Genomic DNA, 18,192 nt, shown 5'->3' on the forward strand with positions numbered 1-18,192 from the left:
TGAGGTGAGAGCACCCGGGCCGACACAGCGGTAATGGGTCTCACCTCCCAGGCGTCCGGCGGCCGGGACTGTCCTCGGCCGCCGGTCACACTACCCCAACGATCAGACGCCGACGGTCTCCTCGGCCTCTTCGTCCGCCGCCTCCTCCGCCCTCTTCTCCGCGTTCTCCACCGCTCGCTCCTCCGCCGCGGGGACCGCCTTCCGGTCGTTCGGCCTCGCGTGCCTGGCGGGGGCGGCCGGTGCCGGTGCCGTGCCGCCCCGCTCCCGTAGGGCGGCGACCGCCGTCACCAGGAGGCCGAGCAGCAGCCAGGCGACCAGCGTCCAGACGCCGCGGCCCAGTCCGTCGCCGTCGAAGTACAGCAGGCCGCGGGCGCCCTCGACGAACCCGGCGCCGTTCCAGAAGGCGTGCAGGGTGCCGAAGAAGCCGTTCTGCAGCTCGGGCCGGAACAAACCGCCGGAGCTGGTGAAGTTGAGCATCACGAACAGCACCATCATGGCGAGCGTGGTCCACCTCTTGAGGAAGGTGTGCAGGCCCACTCCGATGAACAGGATGCCCGCGGCGTAGAGCCAGGCCATGCCCCACAGGCCGGCGAGATCGTGGTGGGCGAGGTGGAACACCGGCCCGGCGAGCAGGGCGCCGATCCCGCTGACGACGACGGAGACGCCGAGGGTGAGCAGGGCCCGCACGCGCATCGGCAGGGCGGCACCGGCGGCACCGAGGGCGGCCACGGAGGCGTAGGAGCCGATGCTGACCGCGATCAGCAGGAAGAACAGGCCCTGGCCGGTGGGGTCGTCGTCGACCGGGGTGGCCACGTCGGTCACCTTCAGCGGGACGCCCTGCCGTTCGGCCAGCGGGGTGAAGACCTTCTCCGCGGCCATGGCGCCCATATCGGACGCGGCGGTGGCCACCACGATCTCGGGCGCCTTTCCGTCGGGCACGTAGGCGCCGGTGATGTCGCGCGCCTTCAGCAGGTCGACGGCGTCGGCACGGGTGGCGACGGTCCGTACGTCGAGGTCGGCGCCGGCCCTGTCCTTGACCGACTGGGCGAGCACCTTCGCCTCGGGTCCGGAACCGACGACGGCGACCGGCAGGTGGTTCGGCTCGGGGGTGACGAAGGCCCCCATGTACGCGAGTCCCATCCCGATGCACATCAGCAGCGGGGTGATCAGGTGCGTGAGCACATGGCGCAGGGCGTGCGACCTCATCGCTCACATCCTCCAATGACTGGTTTCGGCGGTGGCGGCTGGTCGGCCGGGCGGTCCGGACGGACGGCCAGGTAGTTGGCTTATACAACTCTATCTTCAAGTTGTACTATACAACTAGCGATGTGGAGGAGGACCCGTGACGGCAGCCGAGATGCCCGATGAGACCACTGTCACCCCCGGCGGCCGCACGGCGGAGGCCGTGGAGGCCATCCAGCGGGAGATGACGGCCTTCGCCCGCCGCGCCCGCGCCTCGGCGGGCCGCATGCACCCCGAACTGTCGCTGGTGTCGTACACGCTGCTCGGTCACCTGGAGGAGCGGGACGGCTGCCGGGCCACCGACCTGGCCGCCCACTACGCCCTGGACAAGTCCACCGTCAGCCGTCAGGTGTCCGCCCTGGAGCGCACCGAACTCGTCGAGCGGCGCGTCGACCCGGACGACCACCGCGTCCAGGTCCTGCACCTGACGGAGGCCGGACGGCACATCCTGGCCCAGGTCACCGAGAGCCGCCGGGCGGCCTTCCGGGAGCGGCTCGCCGACTGGACCGAGGAGGACCTGGTCCGCTTCGCCGCGTATCTGGAGCGGTACAACGCGTGGCAGGAGGCCGCTCCCGGCGAGGACCAGGGCTGAGGACCGCCCCCGAGAGCACGTACGGTTGACCGCGTACGCACTGATCACGCCCGCCGCGGACATCCCCGCCCGGCGGTCCGAAAGGCCCCACCGCATGAACACCACCCGAGGCTTCACCGGGCGCCCGCGCGGCGCCCGGCCGGGGCTGCCGCCCGGCCAGTACGACGCCGGTGACGACTGGCCCGTGCTGTCCGCCGAGGTCACTCCCGACGTGTCGCCCGCCGACTGGACCTTCCGCGTGAGCGGGCTGGTGGCCGAGCCCCGCACCTGGGACTGGGAAGGGGCGCACCGGCTGCCGTCGTCGGCGTACTCGGGCGACATCCACTGCGTGACCGGCTGGTCGAAGTTCGGCGTGCGGTTCGGGGGCGTGTCCCTGGACGCCTTCCTGGAGGCGGTGCGCCCGCTGCCGTCCGCCACGCACGTCGTCGCCTACGCGCACACCGGCTACACCGCGAACCTGCCGCTCGCGGACCTGACCGGCGGGCGCGCCTGGATCGTGCGGGAGTACGACGGGCAGCCGCTCGCCCCGGAGCACGGCGGCCCGGCGCGGCTGGTGGTGCCGCACCTGTACTTCTGGAAGAGCGTCAAGTGGATCGCGGGTCTGCGGCTCCTCGACCACGACGAGCCCGGCTTCTGGGAGCAGAACGGCTACCACGCGCGCGGCAATCCCTGGGAGGAGCAGAGGTACTCCGGTGACTGAGACGGCGACGCACACGGCAGGGTCCTTCACTCCCCCGACGCGGTTCGCCGTGCCCGGGCGCATCGAGGTGACCGGACCGGCGGCCGGGACGTGGCAGACCGCCACCCTCACGGAGATCCGCCGCGAGACGCACCGCGCGTCGACCTTCCGGTTCGCCGTACCCGGCTGGGCGGGCCATCTGCCCGGCCAGCACCTGATGCTGCGGCTGACCGCCGAGGACGGGTACGTGGCCCAGCGCCACTACTCGCTGGCGTCCGCGCCGGACGACTCCGGGCACATCGAGCTGACCCTCGACCACGTCGAGGACGGCGAGGTGTCCGGCTGGTTCCACACGGTCGCCCGGCCCGGTGACCGGATCGAGGTACGCGGCCCGCTGAGCGGCTTCTTCGCCTGGCCGGGCGACCGGCCGGCCCTGCTGCTGGGCGCGGGCTCCGGCGTGGTACCGCTGATGTCGATGGTGCGGCACCACCGGGCACTGGGGCTGACGGTGCCGCTGCGCCTGCTGGTGTCCGCGCGCGCTCCCGAGGAACTCATCTACGCACGTGAACTCGGCGCGGAGACGACTCCCGTCTTCACTCGCGACGCGCCGGCCGGGACACCCGTGGGCCGGATGACGGCCGCGCACCTGGCGCCGCTCCTGGCCGCAGCGCCCGCCGACGGCTGGGAGGCCTACGTGTGCGGCTCCAACTCCTTCGCGGAGCACGCCTCACGGCTGCTGGTGGCGGCCGGTCAGCCGGTGCACCGGATCAGGATCGAACGCTTCGGCTGACCCACGGCCGGTGCCCCGGTTTCCCCCGGGCACCGCTGGGCACCTGTCCGCGGTGCGGAGCAGTCGTCCGGCGTTCCGGGGTGGGCGACATGGTGAGCGAGGCGCGCCGAACGGGGTACCAGACCTGTGCGGGCACTCGCACGCGTGGCGCGACGCGGAGACAAGGCGGCCCCCGCTCTCACATACGGCCGTCCGCCCGGCCCTCCGGTCGCTGTGATCGCGAGGAGGTCGACATGCGAACCCGGGTGCGCGGCTGGCGCTTGCGGCGCAATCCGCTGCGTCGCCGGTCGGACGTCGTCGAGGCGTGGACCGCATTGGTCGTCGCGGTCCTGCTGATCGTGGGGGCACCGCTGCTCGGATCCGCCACGGCCTGGTGGGCCCACGGCCAGGCCCAGTCGGTCGCGGCGGAGCAGCGCGCGGAGCGGCACCGCGTCAGCGCCGAGGTGGTCGGCCGGACTCCCGACACGCTGCCGTCGGTGCAGGCCGGCGGGCAGCACTCGTACCGTGCGACCGTCCGCTGGAGCACGCCGGACGGCGCCGAACGGAGCACCACGACCCGTGTCCCGACCGGCACCCGGCACGGTGACGCGGTCGACGTGTGGCTGGACTCCCGGGGCAGGAGCGTACCGCCGCCGACGGACGGTTCCGCGGTCTGGCAGCACACCGTCACGATCGGCGTGTGCACCACCGCGGGGGCGGCGCTCACGGTGCTCCTCGCACACTGCGTCGTGCGCAGGGTGGCCCTCCGGCGCCGGCTGGCCGAGTGGGAGCGCGACTGGGCCCTCACCGAGCCCCAGTGGACACACCGCCGGGCCTGACGGGACGCGGGTGATCCGACCACCTGGCCCCAACCCGGGGGCTCCAGCGTGGCGCTTGCCGATGTTCGATCCGTCGAACCGCAGGTCAGGACGGTGGTCTGTCCGCCAACGCTCTGGCGAGACCTCCGATCACTCACGTACGGTGTGAACACTCGTACGGCCCGGCCCTGTCTCCCCGCAAAGGCGGTTCTCGATGGCCCTGTTCGACCTACCGCTCGAAGAACTGCGCGCCTACCGCAGCGTGTCGGCCGAGCCCGAGGACTTCGACGCGTTCTGGAGCAAGACGCTGGAAGAAGCCCGGGCGCACGCCCTGGACGCCCGCTTCGAACCGGTCGACACGCAACTGTCCACGGTGCGGGTGCACGACGTGACGTTCGCCGGGTTCGGCGGTCACCCGGTGAAGGGCTGGCTGATCCTGCCGGCCGCGGCGGAGGAGCCGTTGCCGCTGGTCGTGGAGTTCGTCGGGTACGGCGGCGGGCGCGGGCTGCCGCACGAGCACCTGTTGTGGGCGTCCACGGGCCGGGCCCACTTCGTGATGGACACCCGCGGCCAGGGCAGCGCCTGGGGCGGCGGTGGCGGGACGGCGGACCCCGTCGGCGGCACGCCCGCGTACCCGGGCTTCATGACCCGCGGCCTGGACGCCCCCGAGAACTACTACTACCGCCGCGTCTTCACCGACGCCGTGCGCGCGGTCGAGGCGGCCCGCTCCCACCCGCTGACCGACCCGGCACGCACGGTCGTCCTCGGCGGCAGCCAGGGCGGCGGCATCACGATCGCCGTGGGCGGCCTGGTGCCCGACCTCACGGCCGTCGCGCCGGACGTGCCGTTCCTCTGCGACTTCCCGCGCGCGACCACGCTCACCGACCGGCACCCCTACCGGGAGATCGGCCTGTACCTCAAGACCCACCGCGGCCGCACCGAGGAGGCGCTGCGCACCCTGTCCTACTTCGACGGCGTGCACTTCGCGGCGCGCGGCCGGGCACCCGCCCTGTTCTCGGCGGCCCTGGAGGACCAGACCTGCCCGCCGTCGACCGTCTTCGCGGCGTTCAACGCCTGGGCCCACGACGAGAAGGCGATAGAGGTGTACGACTTCAACGACCACGAGGGCGGCGGGCCCTTCCAGGAGGCGGCCAAACTGCGCTGGCTGCGCACGCACCTCTGAGCCCGCCCGTCCGGCTGCCCGCCCGTCCGCCCGTCCCACCGCCCGTCCGCCCGCCCGCCCGCCCGGTCGCCCGCCCGGTCGCCTCGTCGCGATCCCGCCACGTCCGGGTCGGCGGGCTTTCCGCCCAGTCCGACCAGTCGGTGCGCTCGGCGCGCCGGACCACACCGTCGCGCGGCGCGGGCGGTCGCCGCGCTGTACGGGATCCTCGCGGGCCCGGGCTCGCACGACGGCCCCCGCGCGCTGTCCCGGGAAGCCGCCGAGCGGGTGCGTGAGGGACAGGGCGCCTGCCGCGACCTCGCCCTCGGCGCCGGCTTCGCGCACGAGACCGAAGCGGGGCTGGGGCTGCGGCTCAGCGGCTCCCACGGCCCCGATCCGCTGGCTTTCGGACACGACGGGTTCGGCGGCTCGTGCGGTCCGGCGGACCCGGACGCCGGGGTGTCGCTGGGCTGGGTCATGAACCGCACGGGCCGCACATCGCCGACGACCCGCGGCAGACGGCACTGGTGGACGCGCTGTACGGCGCCGTGTGAAGGGGCGACGGACGGTCGACGCGCGGGGAGGTTTCGGCCGAACCGGCGGACCACCCTTCCCGGTTGGTTTAGACCAATGATAGTTCTGGTGGCGCACCGAGCCCGCACGGCTACCGCACGTCACCAAACAGGAGGGCGCGGCATGGCCCGCACCACCCCGCACGACCACCCCCTCACCGACGCACAGCCCCTCTACCGGCGGGTGGCCGTTCAGCTGCTCGGCGAGCTGCGCGACGGGACCGTCCCACCGGGCGCACGACTACCGGGCGAACGCCGGCTGGCCGACCATTTCGGGGTGAGCCGGGAGACCGTACGGCAGGCCCTGGAGGTGCTGCGCCGGGACGGGCTGCTCGCCACCGACCGGCGGGGCAGTCACGCCGCCCTGCCCGGCCCGCCGGCACAGAGCCCGGCGTCCCTCACCTTCCCGGTCGGCGCCCGGACCGCGGAGCCGTGCACCGGCGACCGCGCCACCGTGACCTGGGAGGCTCCGCCGCCGGAGCATGCCGCGGCGCTGGGGCTGGCGCCGGGCCGGCCGACCCTGATGCACCGCTACCTGTCCGCGACCGCCGACGGAACCGGCCGGCGGACCGCCGTGACCTCGTTCTCCGCCGTGGCGCTCGCCGAGGTCGAGGAGTTGGCCCGGTACCGCGACCGCGCCGACGGCACCGCCTCGGCGGAACTGCGGCGGGCCTACGACTGGATGCGCCGGGCGGGCCTGACCCTGCATCACCGCGACACCATCAGCCGCCTCGCGGACACGCCGTCGGTGCGGGTCGTCCGGCGGGTGCACGACCAGTACGCCCGGCCTTTGGAGATCACGGACCTCCTCGTGGACGCCCGACAGGACGCGCTGGTCTACGAGTTCACCCTCCCGGCGGCCGGCTGACCCCGTCCGTGGCCGCCGTCAGGGCAGCCGCCGGGCCACGACCATCCGGACGCGCGGGCTGCCGTCGGGCCGGCGCCCGAACTCCGGCAGGGCGTGCAGGTCCGTCCGGAAGCCGGCGCGGGCCAGTTCCCGGCCCACGCCCCCGAGCCGGAACGTCCGGTAGTACATGACGAACGGCGGCCGCCACAGCGCGTTGCGCGCGCGCATCACCGCGTCGAAGCCGAGCAGCGTCCAGTAGCCGCGGGAACCGGGCCTCGGTGGCGCGACGACGGGGAAGGCGAAGCAGCCGCCCGGTCGCAGTACGGAGCGCACCTGGGTGAACAGGCCCGGCAGTTCACGGGGCAGGAAGTGCCCGAACGCCCCGAAGCTGACCACGAGGTCGAACTCGGGACCGAACGGCAGGGCACGGGCGTCCGCGCGCACCCAGGAGACCGCCGGCCCCTCGGGCCCGACGCGCCCCCGCGCGACCTCCAGCATGCCCGCACTGAAGTCGACCCCGGTCACGCGCTCCCGGCACAACCGGGCCAGTACGTCCACTCCCGCGCCGGTACCGCAGCACAGGTCGAGTCCGGCGCCGAACGGCCCCATCGGCTCCAGTGCCCTGGCCACGGCGTCGAGCACCCGGTCCGGCGTCCGGTACGGGGTGTGCTCGAACTTCGGGGCGAGCAGGTCGTAGCCGCGCTCGACCGACGACAGTGCCTGGACGGCGAGTTCGCGCAGGGTGGGGCCTTCGGGGCTGAACATCGGGTCAGCCTAGAGGCTGCCCGGCGGGGCCGGTGGGGGCGCGCCGCTCCCGCGGCACCGTGAGCAGCCTCCGGCAGAGCTGCCGCGGCGTGGCGGGCCAGGAGTCGGCGAGCGAGACCGCTGCTTCACCACTTCCCGTGGTACGGTGTGGTCAGCACTTGTGTACGCCCCCTGGGGCGCCGGTGCCAGTTTCCCTTCGGTTCGCCGACCCGCCCGTCCGTCCTTGTACGACCGGCGCGTCCACTTCTCAGCACAACCTCGTCAGCAGGGTCTTTCCCCGCCGTACCCGAGGTGCTGTTCCCGCCGTCCGGAGGCGTGTCGTCCGACCCCTCGCACGGCTTCCCCCCTTCCTTCCTTCCTTCCTTCCTTCCGCATGAGCCATGCCCGTGTCCTCGAAAGGACCGAACACCATGACCACCACACTCGAACGCCCCCCTGTCCAGCAGTCCCCGGCCGAGATCGCGAACGGTGTCCTCGACATCGACGCGGGCGGGAAGGGGCACCTGAGGGGCAGCAGCCTCCGGCCCGAGCCGTCCGACCTCGCCCTCTCCCCCGCGCTGATCCGCCGTCACGGCCTGCGCAAGGGCGACCTGGTCGAGGGCGTGCGCGGTGACCGGCGCACCCTGACCGACGTCGTCCGCGTCAACGGCCGCACTCCCGACCGGCACGGCGGCCGACGGCACTTCCGTGATCTGACGCCACTGCACCCGCACGAGCGCCTGCGCCTCGAACACCCGGCGGCCGGCCTGACCGGGCGGGTCGCCGATCTGATCGCCCCGGTCGGCAAGGGCCAGCGCGGCCTGATCGTGGCCCCGCCGAAGACCGGCAAGACCGTCCTCCTCCAGCAGCTCGCCGCCGCCGTCGCCGGCAACCACCCCGACTCCCGCCTGATGGTGGTGCTGCTCGACGAGCGGCCCGAGGAGGTCACCGACATGCGCCGGTCCGTACGGGGCGAGGTGTACTCCTCGACCTTCGACCAGAGCGCCAAGCAGCACATCGCGCTCGCCGAGCTCGTGATCGAGCGGGCCAAGCGCCTGGTCGAGGCCGGTGAGGACGTCGTCATCCTCCTCGACTCCCTCACGCGGCTGTGCAGGGCGCACAACAACGCCGCCTCCTCCGGCGGCCGTACGCTCAGCGGCGGTGTCGACGCCGGGGCGCTGCTCGGGCCGAAGCGGTTCTTCGGTGCCGCCCGGGCGGCGGAGGAGGGCGGTTCCCTCACCATCCTCGCCACCGCCCTGGTGGAGACCGGCTCGCGTGCCGACGACTTCTACTTCGAGGAGCTCAAGGGCACCGGCAACATGGAGCTGCGGCTGAGCCGGGACCTCGCCTCCCGCCGGGTCTTCCCGGCCGTGGACATGACCGGCTCCGGCACCCGCCGCGAGGAACTCCTGCTGTCCGCCGCCGAGTCGACCGCCGTACGCGGACTGCGGCGCGCCCTGGGGTCCCGGGACGGGCAGTCCGGCCTGGAGACGCTGCTGGAGCGAATGCGCCAGACGCCGGACAACGCCACGTTCCTGCGCCGCGTCCAGCCGACGCTGCCCGCCGACTGACACCGCGCGCCGGCCGACAAGGCCCGCCCGGCCGCCCCTACGGCATCCGGGTGCTTACGAGCGCGACTCGGCCCGGGCAGCGTGGCGGTCCGGGGGTCCGTTCCTACGTTTGCGATATGACTATCGGTTTCTCATCCCGGGCGGCTCGATCCACCTGCGTGCTCTGTGTGGCAGGGCTGCTCACGCTCATGCCCGCCGCCGGGGCCGCCCGTGCGGCGCGGCCGGACCCCGGCCCGCCCGGCGGGCCACGGGCCGCGGCCGAGCAGCCGGCGATGCTGTACCGCTCCGGTACGCAGGTCCGGCCCCGCCCAGGAGCTCCCGGGGTCCCCGATGTCTCCGCGCTGTCCTGGGTGGTCGCCGACGCCGGCACCGGCGACGTGCTGGCGGCACACGACGCGCATCGCAAGCTGCCGCCGGCCAGCACCCTCAAGACCCTGTTCGCTCTCACGGTGCTGCCGGTCCTGCCGGGCGGCATCCGCCACGAGGTGAGCGCGGGCGAGCTGACCGGCATCGGCCCCGGCAGCAGCCTGGTCGGTGTCGTCGAGGGCCACACATACCGGGTCTCCGACCTGTGGAACGGCGTCTTCCTCAACTCCGGCAACGACGCCGTGCACGTCCTCGCCTCGCTCACCGGCGGCTGGAGCGCCACGGCCGCCCGGATGCAGGCCGAGGCCCGCGCCCTCGGCGCCCGCGACACCCACGTGCGCTCACCCGACGGCTACGACGCGCCGGGCCAGGTGTCGTCGGCGTACGACCTGGCGGTCTTCGGCCGGGCGGGGCTGCGCAACCCGGACTTCGCACGGTACTGCGCCAAGGTCGACGCGATGTTCCCCGGCCGGAACGGCGACTCGTACGGGATCATCAACACCAACCGGCTGCTCACCGGAGCGGACGGCGTGGAGCGGTACCCGGGGCTGATCGGCGTCAAGAACGGCTACACCAGCAACGCCGGGCACACCCTGATCGCCGCCGCCCGCCGTGACGGGCGGACCCTGGTGGTGACCGTGATGAACCCGCAGGAAGGCGGCGGCCACGCCGTGTACGAGGAGGCCCGCTCACTGCTCGACTGGGGATTCGAGGCGGCCGGGCACGTCGACCCGGTGGGCTCGCTGGCACCCGCGGGCGCCCGGCCACGGCCGGGCCCGGAGGCCGTGCCCGCGTCGGTCGCGGCGGTGCGGCCGTCGCGGAACGAGCCGGGCTGGCCGGAGACCGGTGCGATCCTGGGCGTCGCCGGGCTCGGCGCCTGGGCCATGGCACTGGCCCTGCGACTCAAACTGGTGCGGGTCCAGGACAGTTGACGTCGTTCGGGCAGCCGCTCAGAAGACCGACAGGCCCGTGAGCGTCGTGAAGCGGTCCAGCGCCGCCACCCCGGCCACCGAGTTGCCCCGCTCGTCCAGGCCCGGGCCCCACACGCACAGCGTGCAGTGGCCCGGCACCACCGCGATGATGCCGCCGCCGACCCCGCTCTTGCCCGGCAGGCCCACCCGGTAGGCGAAGTCGCCGGCCGCGTCGTACGTCCCGCAGGTCAGCATCACCGCGTTGACCTGCTTGGCCTGGCTGCGGCTCAGCAGCCGGGTGCCGTCCGCGCGGATGCCGTGCCGGGCCAGGAACCCGGTCGCCAGGGCGAGGTCCGCGCAGGAGGCGGCGACGGAACACTGACGGAAGTACTGCTCCAACAGGACGGGCACGGGATTGTCGATGTTGCCGTACGACGCCATGAAGTGGCCGAGGGCGGCGTTCCGGTCGCCGTGCGCGGACTCGGAGGCGGCGACCTCCTCGTCGTAGGTCAGGTCCGGGTTGCCGCTCTCCGCGCGCAGGAAGGCGAGCAGTTCGCCCGCCGCGTCCCCGGTACGGGTGTGCAGCCGGTCGGTGACGACGAGGGCGCCCGCGTTGATGAACGGGTTGCGCGGGATGCCGTTCTCGTACTCCAGCTGCACCAGGGAGTTGAACGGGTTGCCGGACGGTTCGCGGCCCACGTGCTCCCAGAGCGCGTCGCCCTCGCGGGACAGATCGAGGGCGAGGGTGAAGACCTTGGTGATGGACTGCGCGGAGAACGGCTCCCGCCAGTCCCCCACCCCGTACACCGTGCCGTCCGGCTCGGCGACGGCCATGCCGAAGCGGCGCGGGTCGCAGGCGGCGAGCGCCGGGATGTAGTCGGCGGGCCGGCCGCTGCCGGGGGTCCGCTCGATCTCCTCGGCGATGCGCTCCAGGACCGGCTGGAAGGTCGTCCGCGTACTCATGCCCGCCATTCTTCCTCCGGTCCGGTCCCGGAGCGCGGTCGGGCGGCGGTGCCGCCGCCCGCCGGGTTCTCCGGCCGCGGCAGGGCGGTGGTCCGCTCGGCCGGGCGGCGCACTACCCGCGCGAGGCGGGCGGAACGGCGTCCAGCGCGGGCACCGGGCGTACGCGTCCCACCGGCTCCCCGCCCCCGAGCAGCGGTTCGCCCGCGAACTCCGTGAGCAGCCGCGGGGCGACACCCGCCCGCGCGAGCGCCCCCGCGGCGACCGGGACGCGGGCCCGGTCGGCGCCGTCGGCTATCTTCACGGCGATCGCACCGCCGTCGGGCAGGGCGACGACCTGGACTCCCTCGAAGCCGTCCTTGGCGAGCAGCCCGGGCACGGCCCGCATCAGCGCGGCGACGTCCCGGCCGGACCCGGAGGCCATCTCGGCGTGCTCGCGCATCGCGTCCGCCACGCGTGCCTCCGGGGTGCCGGGGACGGCGGTGGTGAGGCGGGCGGCGGCGCGGGCGAGACCGTGCAGGGAGATCGCGAACAGCGGCGCGCCGCAGCCGTCGACGGTCACCCGGGCGACGCGCTGCCCGGTGAGGTCCTCGACGATCTCGGCGATCGCCTGCTGGAGCGGGTGGCCGGGGTCGAGGTAGTCGTCCAGGGACCAGCCGTTGAGCACACAGGTGTACAGCATGGCGGCGTGCTTGCCGGAGCAGTTCTGGGCGAGCCGGGACGGGAGGCGGCCCGCCCTGACCCAGGAGTCCCGGACGACCGGGTCGAAGGGCAGGTCGGGGATGTTGCGCAGGTCGCTCTCCGCGAGTCCGGCGAGTTCGAGGACGCGCCGGGCGCCGGCGAGGTGGCGTTCCTCGCCCGAGTGGCTGGCGGCGGCGAGCGAGAGCAGCTCGCCGTCCAGCGGCAGACCGGCGCGGACCATGGCGACGGCCTGGACCGGCTTGAGCGCGGAGCGCGGGTAGCAGGCGGCCTCGATGTCGCCGAGCCGGAGCCGTATCTCTCCGTCCGGGGCGAGGACGACGACGGAGCCGTGGTGGACGCCCTCGACGACGCCGCCGCGTACCAGGTGGGCGACGGGTGCGTGGCGGGGTTCGCGGATGGGGGGTGGGTCCGCGGGGGAATTGCTGTACATCACTGCCTGGGGGTCGGGGGCCGGCGCGGTCGCCCGGGGCGGTCGGTGCTCGCTCACGCCTCGGGTGCGCCTTCCGTGGGGGTGTCCGCGCGGGTGGGGCGCACGATGTCGGTGAGGGTGGTCTCGACGCGGTCGAGATGGTGGGCCATGGCCTCTTCCGCGTCGTGGTCGCTGCCGTCGAGCAGTGCCTCGACGATGGCCCGGTGCTCCCGGTCGGACTGTTCGCGCCGGCCGCCCAGTTCGTTGAGGAAGGCGGACTGGCGGGCCAGCGCGTCGCGGATCTCCTCGATGACCCGGCGGAAGACCGGGTTCTGGGCGGCCTCGGCCACGGTGAGGTGGAAAACGGTGTCCATCGCGACCCACACGGTGGTGTCCGTCTCCCGCTCCATGCGGTCCAGGAGGTGGGCGAGACGGTCGAGGTGCTCCGGGGTGCGGCGGCGGGCCGCGTAGCCGGCCACCGGGATCTCGACGTGGCGGCGCACCTCCAGCAGGTCACCGGCCGTGTAGTCGCCGAAGGTGGGGTCCTCGACGGCACTGGCGACGACGAAGGTGCCCTTGCCGGTCCTGGAGACGGTCAGCCCCATGGTCTGCAGGGCGCGCAGGGCCTCGCGGAGTACCGGCCGGGACACCTCCAGGGTGCGGCACAGCTCCGCCTCGGCGGGGAGCTTGTCGCCGATCGCGTACTCACCGCGCTCGATGGCGCCGCGGAGGTGGCCGAGCACCGCTTCCATGGCACTGACGCGCCGCGGGACCGGACCGCCCGTCGTGCCGGTAGCTGTCTGGCTGTCTGACAGGATCACGTGCCGATCCTGCGGGTCGGCGGGAAGGCTGTCAAGGGAGGACCGCGGGGACGGAGGTGGGGCTAGCCACACCCCGCTTCGGGTGGCAGACGTCATTCTGCGGCCGGGGCACCGTTCACATACTGAGGTACATGGCAATTCCAACGGTGCTCATCGAGAGCCTGCCCACGCGCGAACAGGAAAAGGGACGCGAAAAGGGAAGCGACTTTTCCGAACTCTCACGGCGTATAGCCGCCGAGGGGCTGCTCCGGCGCCGCCCGCTCTATTACACGGTGCGTTTCGGTGCCGTCGCCCTCGCGCTCGCGGGCGGTGTCGCCGCCTTCGTCACGCTGGGGAACAGCTGGAGCCAGCTGTTCGTCGCCGTCGCGCTGGCCGTCGTCTTCGGCCAGCTCGGGCTGGCCGCCCACGACCTCGCGCACCGGCAGGTCTTCTCGCGCCGGCGTCCCAGCGAGATCGGCGGTCTCCTGGTGGCGAACCTGCTGCTGGGCATGAGCTACGGCTGGTGGATGAACAAACACACGCGCCACCACGCCAATCCCAACCACGAGGAAAAGGACCCGGACGTCTCCCCCGACATCCTGGTGTGGTCACGGCGCCAGGCGAGCACGGCCCAGGGGCTTCCCCGCTTCGTCGGGAAACACCAGGCCGCCCTGTTCTTCCCGCTGCTGACGCTGGAAGGCCTCAATCTGAGTTTCAGCAGCTTCAAGGCGCTGCGCACCCCTTCCATGAAGCGGCCGGTGCTGGAGGGCACACTCCTCGTCGCCCACTTCGCCCTGTACTTCGGCGGCCTGTTCACGGTCCTCTCCCCCGGCAAGGCGCTCGCGTTCATCGCCGTGCACCAGGGGCTGTTCGGGATCTACCTCGGGTCGGTCTTCGCTCCCAACCACAAGGGCATGCCGATGATCGAGGAGGGCACGCGGCTCGACTTCCTGCGCCGCCAGGTCCTCACCTCCCGCAATGTGCGGGGCGGCGTGTTCGTCGACGCCTTCATGGGCGGCCTCAACTACCAGATCGAGCACCACCTCTTCCCCAGCATGCCGACACCCGCCCTCGGCAGGGCCCAGGTCATCACCGAGCGGTACTGCGCCGAACTGGGCGTCCCGTACTACCAGACGGGCCTGCTCGCCTCGCACCGCGAGGCGCTGCGGCACCTCAGGAGCGTCGGGGAGCCGCTGCGCGACGCCCACTGAGACGTGGTGCGGGCCGCGTCTCGGCGCACGGCGGTCGACTGCGCGGCGCGGCGGTCAGCTGTGCAGCACGCCCGCGCCGAGCAGCCCGAAGAGCAGGACGCCGACCGCGATCCGGTAGATGACGAAGGCGTTGAAGGAGTGCTTGGCGACGAACTTCAGCAGCCAGGCGATCGAGGCGTAGGCGACCACGAACGAGACGAGGGTGCCGACCGCCAGGGGGGCCGCGCCCGCCCCTGTTCCCAGGGCGTCCTTCAGCTCGTACAGCCCGGCGCCGGTCAGGGCCGGGATGCCGAGGAAGAAGGAGAGCCGCGTGGCGGCCACCCGGTCGAGGTCGAGCAGCAGGGCGGTGGACATGGTGGCCCCGGAGCGGGAGAAGCCCGGGAAGAGCAGGGCGAGGATCTGGGAGCCGCCGACCAGCATCGCGTCCTTGAACGAGGTGTCGTCCTCACCCCTCTTGTGCCGCCCCGTGCGGTCCGCCACCCACATCACGCCGCTGCCGACGATCAGCGAGCCGGCGACCACCCACAGCGAGGCGAGCGGTCCCTTGATCAGCGGCTTGGCGGCCAGGCCCACGAGCACGATCGGGATCGTCGCGAAGATGACCCACCAGGCGAACTTGTAGTCGTGGTGGTAGCGCTCCTCACGGTCGGTCAGCCCGCGCACCCAGGCGGAGAGGATCCGCGCGATGTCCTTGAAGAAGTAGACCAGCACGGCGGCGATGGCACCGACCTGGATGACCGCCGAGAACCCGATGACGGCGTCGTCGTCGACGGGGATGCCCATCAGTCCCTCGACGATCTTGAGGTGACCGGTGGAGGAGACCGGAAGGAACTCGGTGACCCCCTCGACGGCTCCGAGGACGACGGCCTGACCGATGCTGATGACGCTCATGGGTTTCCGTTCTGCTCGGGGCTGCGGACGCGAGGGCGACAGTCGTGGCGGAGCCGGACCTCCGACGGCCAGTCCTACTACACCCGGGTCGGTGCCCCGCGTCAGCCCCAGAGCGCGTCGGCCAGTGTCACCCCCGCGAATGCCGCCCCCAGGCCGGCCGCCGCACTCGCCGCCACGTTCACGGCGGCCAGGAGGCGTGCGCCCGTCTCGGTCAGCCGGAGCGTCTCGTAGGAGAAGGTCGAGTACGTCGTGAGGGCACCGCAGAGCCCGGTCCCGAGCAGGAGCCGCAGGTCGGAGCCCGCGGCTCCGGCGAGTGCCGCGCCGGTCAGCAGGCCCAGCACCAGACAGCCGACGACGTTCACCGTGAAGGTGCCCCAGGGGAAAACCGAAGCGTGCCGGGACTGCACCGCGCGGTCGGTGAGGTAGCGAAACGGGGCACCGACCATGCCGCCCGCCACGACCAGCAGCCAGTTCACGACGACCTCTCACCCTTCGTGTCCGTCGCGTCGTCCGCGGCGGGTGTTCCGTGCCGGCCGACGTACCTGATGACCTCGCAGTCGTCGAGGATGACCAGGCCCTCGGTGACGAGTTCGTCGAGCCGCGGCAGGAAGGCCCGTACCCGCTCCTCCGTGTCGACGATGACGACGGCCACCGGCAGGTTCTCGCTCAGGGACAGCAGCCGCGTGGTGTGGATCAGTGAGGAGGCGCCGAAGCCCTCGACACCGCGGAAGACACTGGCGCCCGCGAGGCCCGCCGCGTGGGCCCGGTGGACGATCTCCGAGTACAGGGGGCGCCGGTGCCAGGTGTCGTTCTCGCCGACGAAGACGGTGACGCGCAGTGCGCTGCCGGTCAGTCTCGTCATGGCTGCCTCCACTTCAGGACGCGGCGGGTCGCCCACGCGGCGAGGCACACCGCCGTGAGTGCCGCGAGCGGGGTCGCGGCGAGGTAGGCCAGGCCCGTACGGACCTGGCCGTCGGCGAACAGGTCCCGGCCGTCGACGGCGTAGGTCGAGAAGGTGGTGAAGCCCCCGAGAACGCCCGTCCCGAAGAAGGGCCGCACCAGACGGTGGGCTGCCCACACGTCGGTGATGACCACCATGAACACGCCGATCACGGCGCAGCCGGCGGCATTGACCCAGAGCGTCGTCCAGGGGAACCCGCCGGTCTGGGCCGGCCACCCCAGCTGGGCCGCGTAGCGGGCGGCGGCGCCGGTACCGCCGCCGAGGGCCACGACCGCGACGACCGGTGCCTGGGCACGCCATCGCGGCCCTCTCGGGGCGACGGCTCGGACACCGTCGAAACTCTCGGTCTTCGGGGCTGTCACGGTCGTGCCTCTCCTACTCGCCGGGCAGGGGGATGCCCCCGATCGCAAGTAGGGACCGTTGGCGGCGTCCGCCGCGGTTCGGGTACGGCGGGCCCCACCGCCGCGCCGCGCGCACCCGGCCACGGCTGACGGTCAGCTTAACGCCGGGTGGTGACCGGGTCACTTCGGGCCCTACCAGCCCTTCTCGAACATCCGCGCCACCTCGGCGATCCGCACCCCGTCGCGTCGGTAGTACGTCCGGCGGCGGACCCTGCTGGTGCGGAGCAGCCCGATGCTCGCCAGCAGGTCGAGGTGGGTCCCGGCCGCCCGGTGGGACACGCCGAGCTTCGCGGCGACGAGGTCCACGCGGACGCCGTGCGCGAGGACGTCGGCGTGGTGCCGCGGGGGGAAGTGGGCGGCCGGATCCTTGAGCCACTCCAGGATGTCGAGACGCGTTCCGTGCACGGGAGTCCTCAGCATCCCGTCCTCCCTCCGTCCGGGCCCGCCCGTGTCGTTCCACTGTCCCGCTGCCGGGGGCCAGCTGTCCGGGAATCCGGCGCGTTGTCCGGTTCCGGGCCGCCTCGTCCGGTGTGAGCGAGCCGGTGGGTGATCTCCTCGGCGCCGTTCCTTGCGCGCGCACTAGTTGCACAGGCATTGAACGTGCGTTTCGGTGTTACCGTGCAGGTATGGCAGTCAAGACGGCCGGTGCGCGGCTCGAGGAGCGGTGGCGGGAGATTCTCTCGGTGCACGCGCGCACGATGTGCGAGATCGACCGTGTGCTGCACCCGCACGGTCTGGGCGCGAGCGACTTCGAGGTGCTCGACATCCTCGCGACCGAGACGCCCGAGGAGGGCGCCCAGTGCCGGGTGCAGAACCTGGTCGGCCGGGTCCATCTGAGCCAGAGCGCGCTGTCCCGGCTCATCGCCCGGCTGGAGAAGGACGGGCTGGTGGAGCGCTCGATGTGCGCGGAGGACCGGCGCGGTGTGTACGTCGCCCTGACGCGCGGCGGCCGGGACCTGCACAGCGAGGTACTGCCGCTGCAGCGGGCCGCGCTGGCCCGCATGCTCGGCGGCGAGGAGGAACCCCGTCCCTAGGGACGGGCCAGCAGGGTGCGCACGCCGTCCGACGTGAGCGTGAGGCGGTGCTCCGAGCCCGCGTCGATGGACAGGGACAGGTCGTCGGCCGGCCATTGCGCGGCGAGGGCGCCCAGCGGCACCATGCGGTAGCGGGAGACGTACGGCAGCAGGCCGGCCATCTCCAGCTCCGAGGTGAACACGGGCACCACCTGGCGGCCGCCCTGCTGTTCCAGCACCGGCAGTGCCAGCATCCCGGGGTCGGCGGCGTCCTGGTCGTTCGCGTCGTCGGGCACCGGGACGAGGACGTCACTGCTCGCGAGCGTGTCGAGTGCCGTCGTGTCCTCGGTGTTCTCGGCAAGTGCGTCCAGCGCCCGCTGGGCGGGCGAGACGGTGTTGTCGTTCGCGGGTGTTTCCATGGCAGATCCCTGGTAGCGGCGGTGGTGGGGCCCGCCCCGATGATCGGCACAGGAGCGGTCCAGCCTCGCGTACCCGATCGGCCAGGGCGCAATCCTGTTCGGCGCCCGGCGCTGCGGCGATCGAATTCGGTCGGATGCGGTCGGGAAGACCCCGT

21 protein-coding genes and 1 pseudogene are annotated in these 18,192 nt (G+C 72.9%); 11 read left to right on the plus strand and 11 right to left on the minus strand.

Going from position 1 to position 18,192, the window contains the following annotated elements; all coding sequences use genetic code 11:
* Window positions 1-102: 102 nt before the first annotated feature.
* Window positions 103-1,206: a hypothetical protein gene (locus tag ACIQ6R_RS11720; protein ID WP_404220503.1), complete on the minus strand. Its 1,104-nt coding sequence runs from the start codon at window positions 1,204-1,206 to the stop codon at window positions 103-105.
* A gap of 151 nt (window positions 1,207-1,357) precedes the next feature.
* Here ACIQ6R_RS11720 and ACIQ6R_RS11725 point away from each other — a divergent pair, with 151 nt between their 5' ends.
* The 7 genes and pseudogenes from ACIQ6R_RS11725 (at window position 1,358) to ACIQ6R_RS11755 (ending at window position 6,699) form a co-directional block, all read left to right on the plus strand.
* A complete protein-coding gene (locus ACIQ6R_RS11725; protein ID WP_404221342.1) occupies window positions 1,358-1,834 on the plus strand; it encodes a MarR family winged helix-turn-helix transcriptional regulator in 477 nt (158 codons plus the stop codon).
* A gap of 94 nt (window positions 1,835-1,928) precedes the next feature.
* Window positions 1,929-2,534, plus strand: a complete 606-nt coding sequence (locus ACIQ6R_RS11730; protein ID WP_404184221.1) for a sulfite oxidase-like oxidoreductase — start codon at window positions 1,929-1,931, stop codon at window positions 2,532-2,534.
* Window positions 2,527-3,303: a ferredoxin reductase gene (locus ACIQ6R_RS11735; protein WP_404220505.1), complete on the plus strand. Its 777-nt coding sequence runs from the start codon at window positions 2,527-2,529 to the stop codon at window positions 3,301-3,303. The genes ACIQ6R_RS11730 and ACIQ6R_RS11735 overlap by 8 nt, the downstream gene beginning before the upstream one ends.
* A gap of 233 nt (window positions 3,304-3,536) precedes the next feature.
* Complete coding sequence (locus ACIQ6R_RS11740; RefSeq protein WP_404220507.1) at window positions 3,537-4,121, plus strand: hypothetical protein; 585 nt, start codon at window positions 3,537-3,539, stop codon at window positions 4,119-4,121.
* 193 nt (window positions 4,122-4,314) lie between these two features.
* A complete protein-coding gene (locus tag ACIQ6R_RS11745) occupies window positions 4,315-5,283 on the plus strand; it encodes an acetylxylan esterase (protein WP_404184212.1) in 969 nt (322 codons plus the stop codon).
* Between the two features lie 174 nt (window positions 5,284-5,457).
* Window positions 5,458-5,813, plus strand: a pseudogene (locus ACIQ6R_RS11750) (serine hydrolase); the annotation flags it as partial.
* Window positions 5,814-5,955: 142 nt separating this feature from the next.
* On the plus strand, window positions 5,956-6,699 hold the full coding sequence (locus tag ACIQ6R_RS11755; RefSeq protein WP_404184209.1) for a GntR family transcriptional regulator: 744 nt from the start codon (window positions 5,956-5,958) through the stop codon (window positions 6,697-6,699).
* 18 nt (window positions 6,700-6,717) lie between these two features.
* On the opposite strand, the gene ACIQ6R_RS11760 is transcribed toward ACIQ6R_RS11755, so the two are convergent.
* Window positions 6,718-7,443 carry a class I SAM-dependent methyltransferase gene (locus tag ACIQ6R_RS11760; protein ID WP_404220509.1) on the minus strand — a complete coding sequence of 242 codons (726 nt, stop codon included), beginning with the start codon at window positions 7,441-7,443 and terminating at the stop codon, window positions 6,718-6,720.
* A gap of 410 nt (window positions 7,444-7,853) precedes the next feature.
* Here ACIQ6R_RS11760 and rho point away from each other — a divergent pair, with 410 nt between their 5' ends.
* A complete protein-coding gene (gene rho / locus ACIQ6R_RS11765) occupies window positions 7,854-8,993 on the plus strand; it encodes a transcription termination factor Rho (protein ID WP_404220511.1) in 1,140 nt (379 codons plus the stop codon).
* A gap of 116 nt (window positions 8,994-9,109) precedes the next feature.
* Window positions 9,110-10,291 carry a D-alanyl-D-alanine carboxypeptidase family protein gene (locus tag ACIQ6R_RS11770; RefSeq protein WP_404184200.1) on the plus strand — a complete coding sequence of 394 codons (1,182 nt, stop codon included), beginning with the start codon at window positions 9,110-9,112 and terminating at the stop codon, window positions 10,289-10,291.
* Between the two features lie 18 nt (window positions 10,292-10,309).
* Here the strand turns inward: ACIQ6R_RS11770 and ACIQ6R_RS11775 are convergent, their stop codons facing one another.
* The 3 genes from ACIQ6R_RS11775 to ACIQ6R_RS11785 all read right to left on the minus strand — a co-directional run bounded on the left by ACIQ6R_RS11775 (window position 10,310) and on the right by ACIQ6R_RS11785 (window position 13,093).
* The gene (locus ACIQ6R_RS11775; RefSeq protein WP_404184197.1) at window positions 10,310-11,233 is read right to left on the minus strand and encodes a glutaminase; all 924 of its coding nucleotides are present in this window, start codon (window positions 11,231-11,233) and stop codon (window positions 10,310-10,312) included.
* 112 nt (window positions 11,234-11,345) lie between these two features.
* Entirely contained in the window at window positions 11,346-12,362 is a 1,017-nt protein-coding gene (locus ACIQ6R_RS11780) for an asparaginase (RefSeq protein ID WP_404221345.1), read from the minus strand.
* 53 nt (window positions 12,363-12,415) lie between these two features.
* Window positions 12,416-13,093, minus strand: coding sequence for a FadR/GntR family transcriptional regulator (locus ACIQ6R_RS11785; protein ID WP_404184655.1), 678 nt, complete (start codon window positions 13,091-13,093; stop codon window positions 12,416-12,418).
* 200 nt (window positions 13,094-13,293) lie between these two features.
* On the opposite strand from ACIQ6R_RS11785, the gene ACIQ6R_RS11790 reads away from it, so the two are divergent.
* Complete coding sequence (locus tag ACIQ6R_RS11790; protein ID WP_404220513.1) at window positions 13,294-14,352, plus strand: fatty acid desaturase family protein; 1,059 nt, start codon at window positions 13,294-13,296, stop codon at window positions 14,350-14,352.
* A gap of 54 nt (window positions 14,353-14,406) precedes the next feature.
* Here ACIQ6R_RS11790 and ACIQ6R_RS11795 read toward each other — a convergent pair whose 3' ends face one another.
* The 5 genes from ACIQ6R_RS11795 to ACIQ6R_RS11815 all read right to left on the minus strand — a co-directional run bounded on the left by ACIQ6R_RS11795 (window position 14,407) and on the right by ACIQ6R_RS11815 (window position 17,025).
* A complete protein-coding gene (locus ACIQ6R_RS11795; RefSeq protein WP_404184191.1) occupies window positions 14,407-15,243 on the minus strand; it encodes an undecaprenyl-diphosphate phosphatase in 837 nt (278 codons plus the stop codon).
* A gap of 101 nt (window positions 15,244-15,344) precedes the next feature.
* Window positions 15,345-15,719: a fluoride efflux transporter CrcB gene (gene crcB / locus ACIQ6R_RS11800; protein ID WP_404220515.1), complete on the minus strand. Its 375-nt coding sequence runs from the start codon at window positions 15,717-15,719 to the stop codon at window positions 15,345-15,347.
* Window positions 15,716-16,105 carry a DUF190 domain-containing protein gene (locus tag ACIQ6R_RS11805; protein WP_404184185.1) on the minus strand — a complete coding sequence of 130 codons (390 nt, stop codon included), beginning with the start codon at window positions 16,103-16,105 and terminating at the stop codon, window positions 15,716-15,718. The genes crcB and ACIQ6R_RS11805 overlap by 4 nt, the downstream gene beginning before the upstream one ends.
* On the minus strand, window positions 16,102-16,566 hold the full coding sequence (locus ACIQ6R_RS11810; RefSeq protein ID WP_404220517.1) for a fluoride efflux transporter FluC: 465 nt from the start codon (window positions 16,564-16,566) through the stop codon (window positions 16,102-16,104). The genes ACIQ6R_RS11805 and ACIQ6R_RS11810 overlap by 4 nt, the downstream gene beginning before the upstream one ends.
* A gap of 171 nt (window positions 16,567-16,737) precedes the next feature.
* Window positions 16,738-17,025, minus strand: a complete 288-nt coding sequence (locus tag ACIQ6R_RS11815; protein ID WP_404220519.1) for an ArsR family transcriptional regulator — start codon at window positions 17,023-17,025, stop codon at window positions 16,738-16,740.
* Window positions 17,026-17,231: 206 nt separating this feature from the next.
* Between ACIQ6R_RS11815 and ACIQ6R_RS11820 the strand changes: the two genes are divergently transcribed.
* Window positions 17,232-17,639 carry a MarR family winged helix-turn-helix transcriptional regulator gene (locus tag ACIQ6R_RS11820; protein WP_404184176.1) on the plus strand — a complete coding sequence of 136 codons (408 nt, stop codon included), beginning with the start codon at window positions 17,232-17,234 and terminating at the stop codon, window positions 17,637-17,639.
* On the opposite strand, the gene ACIQ6R_RS11825 is transcribed toward ACIQ6R_RS11820, so the two are convergent.
* Window positions 17,636-18,037 (minus strand): SseB family protein, encoded by a 402-nt coding sequence (locus ACIQ6R_RS11825; protein WP_404184173.1) that lies wholly within the window; start codon window positions 18,035-18,037, stop codon window positions 17,636-17,638. The genes ACIQ6R_RS11820 and ACIQ6R_RS11825 overlap by 4 nt on opposite strands.
* Window positions 18,038-18,192: the final 155 nt, after the last annotated feature.

The sequence above is a fragment of the Streptomyces sp. NPDC096048 genome (assembly GCF_044763415.1).
Taxonomy (GTDB): Bacteria; Actinomycetota; Actinomycetes; order Streptomycetales; family Streptomycetaceae; genus Streptomyces.

Excerpts from the sequence above, each read along its gene's own strand:
- ACIQ6R_RS11725 (WP_404221342.1), top strand. The coding sequence starts at position 1,358 with ATGCCCGATGAGACCACTGTCACCCCCGGCGGCCGCACGGCGGAGGCC.
- ACIQ6R_RS11760 (WP_404220509.1), bottom strand. The coding sequence starts at position 7,443 with ATGTTCAGCCCCGAAGGCCCCACCCTGCGCGAACTCGCCGTCCAGGCA.
- ACIQ6R_RS11770 (WP_404184200.1), top strand. The coding sequence starts at position 9,110 with ATGACTATCGGTTTCTCATCCCGGGCGGCTCGATCCACCTGCGTGCTC.
- ACIQ6R_RS11825 (WP_404184173.1), bottom strand. The coding sequence starts at position 18,037 with ATGGAAACACCCGCGAACGACAACACCGTCTCGCCCGCCCAGCGGGCG.
- ACIQ6R_RS11775 (WP_404184197.1), bottom strand. The coding sequence starts at position 11,233 with ATGAGTACGCGGACGACCTTCCAGCCGGTCCTGGAGCGCATCGCCGAG.
- ACIQ6R_RS11740 (WP_404220507.1), top strand. The coding sequence starts at position 3,537 with ATGCGAACCCGGGTGCGCGGCTGGCGCTTGCGGCGCAATCCGCTGCGT.
- ACIQ6R_RS11795 (WP_404184191.1), bottom strand. The coding sequence starts at position 15,243 with ATGAGCGTCATCAGCATCGGTCAGGCCGTCGTCCTCGGAGCCGTCGAG.
- rho (WP_404220511.1), top strand. The coding sequence starts at position 7,854 with ATGACCACCACACTCGAACGCCCCCCTGTCCAGCAGTCCCCGGCCGAG.
- ACIQ6R_RS11815 (WP_404220519.1), bottom strand. The coding sequence starts at position 17,025 with ATGCTGAGGACTCCCGTGCACGGAACGCGTCTCGACATCCTGGAGTGG.
- ACIQ6R_RS11720 (WP_404220503.1), bottom strand. The coding sequence starts at position 1,206 with ATGAGGTCGCACGCCCTGCGCCATGTGCTCACGCACCTGATCACCCCG.
- ACIQ6R_RS11780 (WP_404221345.1), bottom strand. The coding sequence starts at position 12,362 with ATGTACAGCAATTCCCCCGCGGACCCACCCCCCATCCGCGAACCCCGC.
- ACIQ6R_RS11805 (WP_404184185.1), bottom strand. The coding sequence starts at position 16,105 with ATGACGAGACTGACCGGCAGCGCACTGCGCGTCACCGTCTTCGTCGGC.
- ACIQ6R_RS11790 (WP_404220513.1), top strand. The coding sequence starts at position 13,294 with ATGGCAATTCCAACGGTGCTCATCGAGAGCCTGCCCACGCGCGAACAG.
- ACIQ6R_RS11730 (WP_404184221.1), top strand. The coding sequence starts at position 1,929 with ATGAACACCACCCGAGGCTTCACCGGGCGCCCGCGCGGCGCCCGGCCG.
- ACIQ6R_RS11820 (WP_404184176.1), top strand. The coding sequence starts at position 17,232 with ATGGCAGTCAAGACGGCCGGTGCGCGGCTCGAGGAGCGGTGGCGGGAG.
- ACIQ6R_RS11785 (WP_404184655.1), bottom strand. The coding sequence starts at position 13,093 with ATGGAAGCGGTGCTCGGCCACCTCCGCGGCGCCATCGAGCGCGGTGAG.
- ACIQ6R_RS11755 (WP_404184209.1), top strand. The coding sequence starts at position 5,956 with ATGGCCCGCACCACCCCGCACGACCACCCCCTCACCGACGCACAGCCC.
- ACIQ6R_RS11745 (WP_404184212.1), top strand. The coding sequence starts at position 4,315 with ATGGCCCTGTTCGACCTACCGCTCGAAGAACTGCGCGCCTACCGCAGC.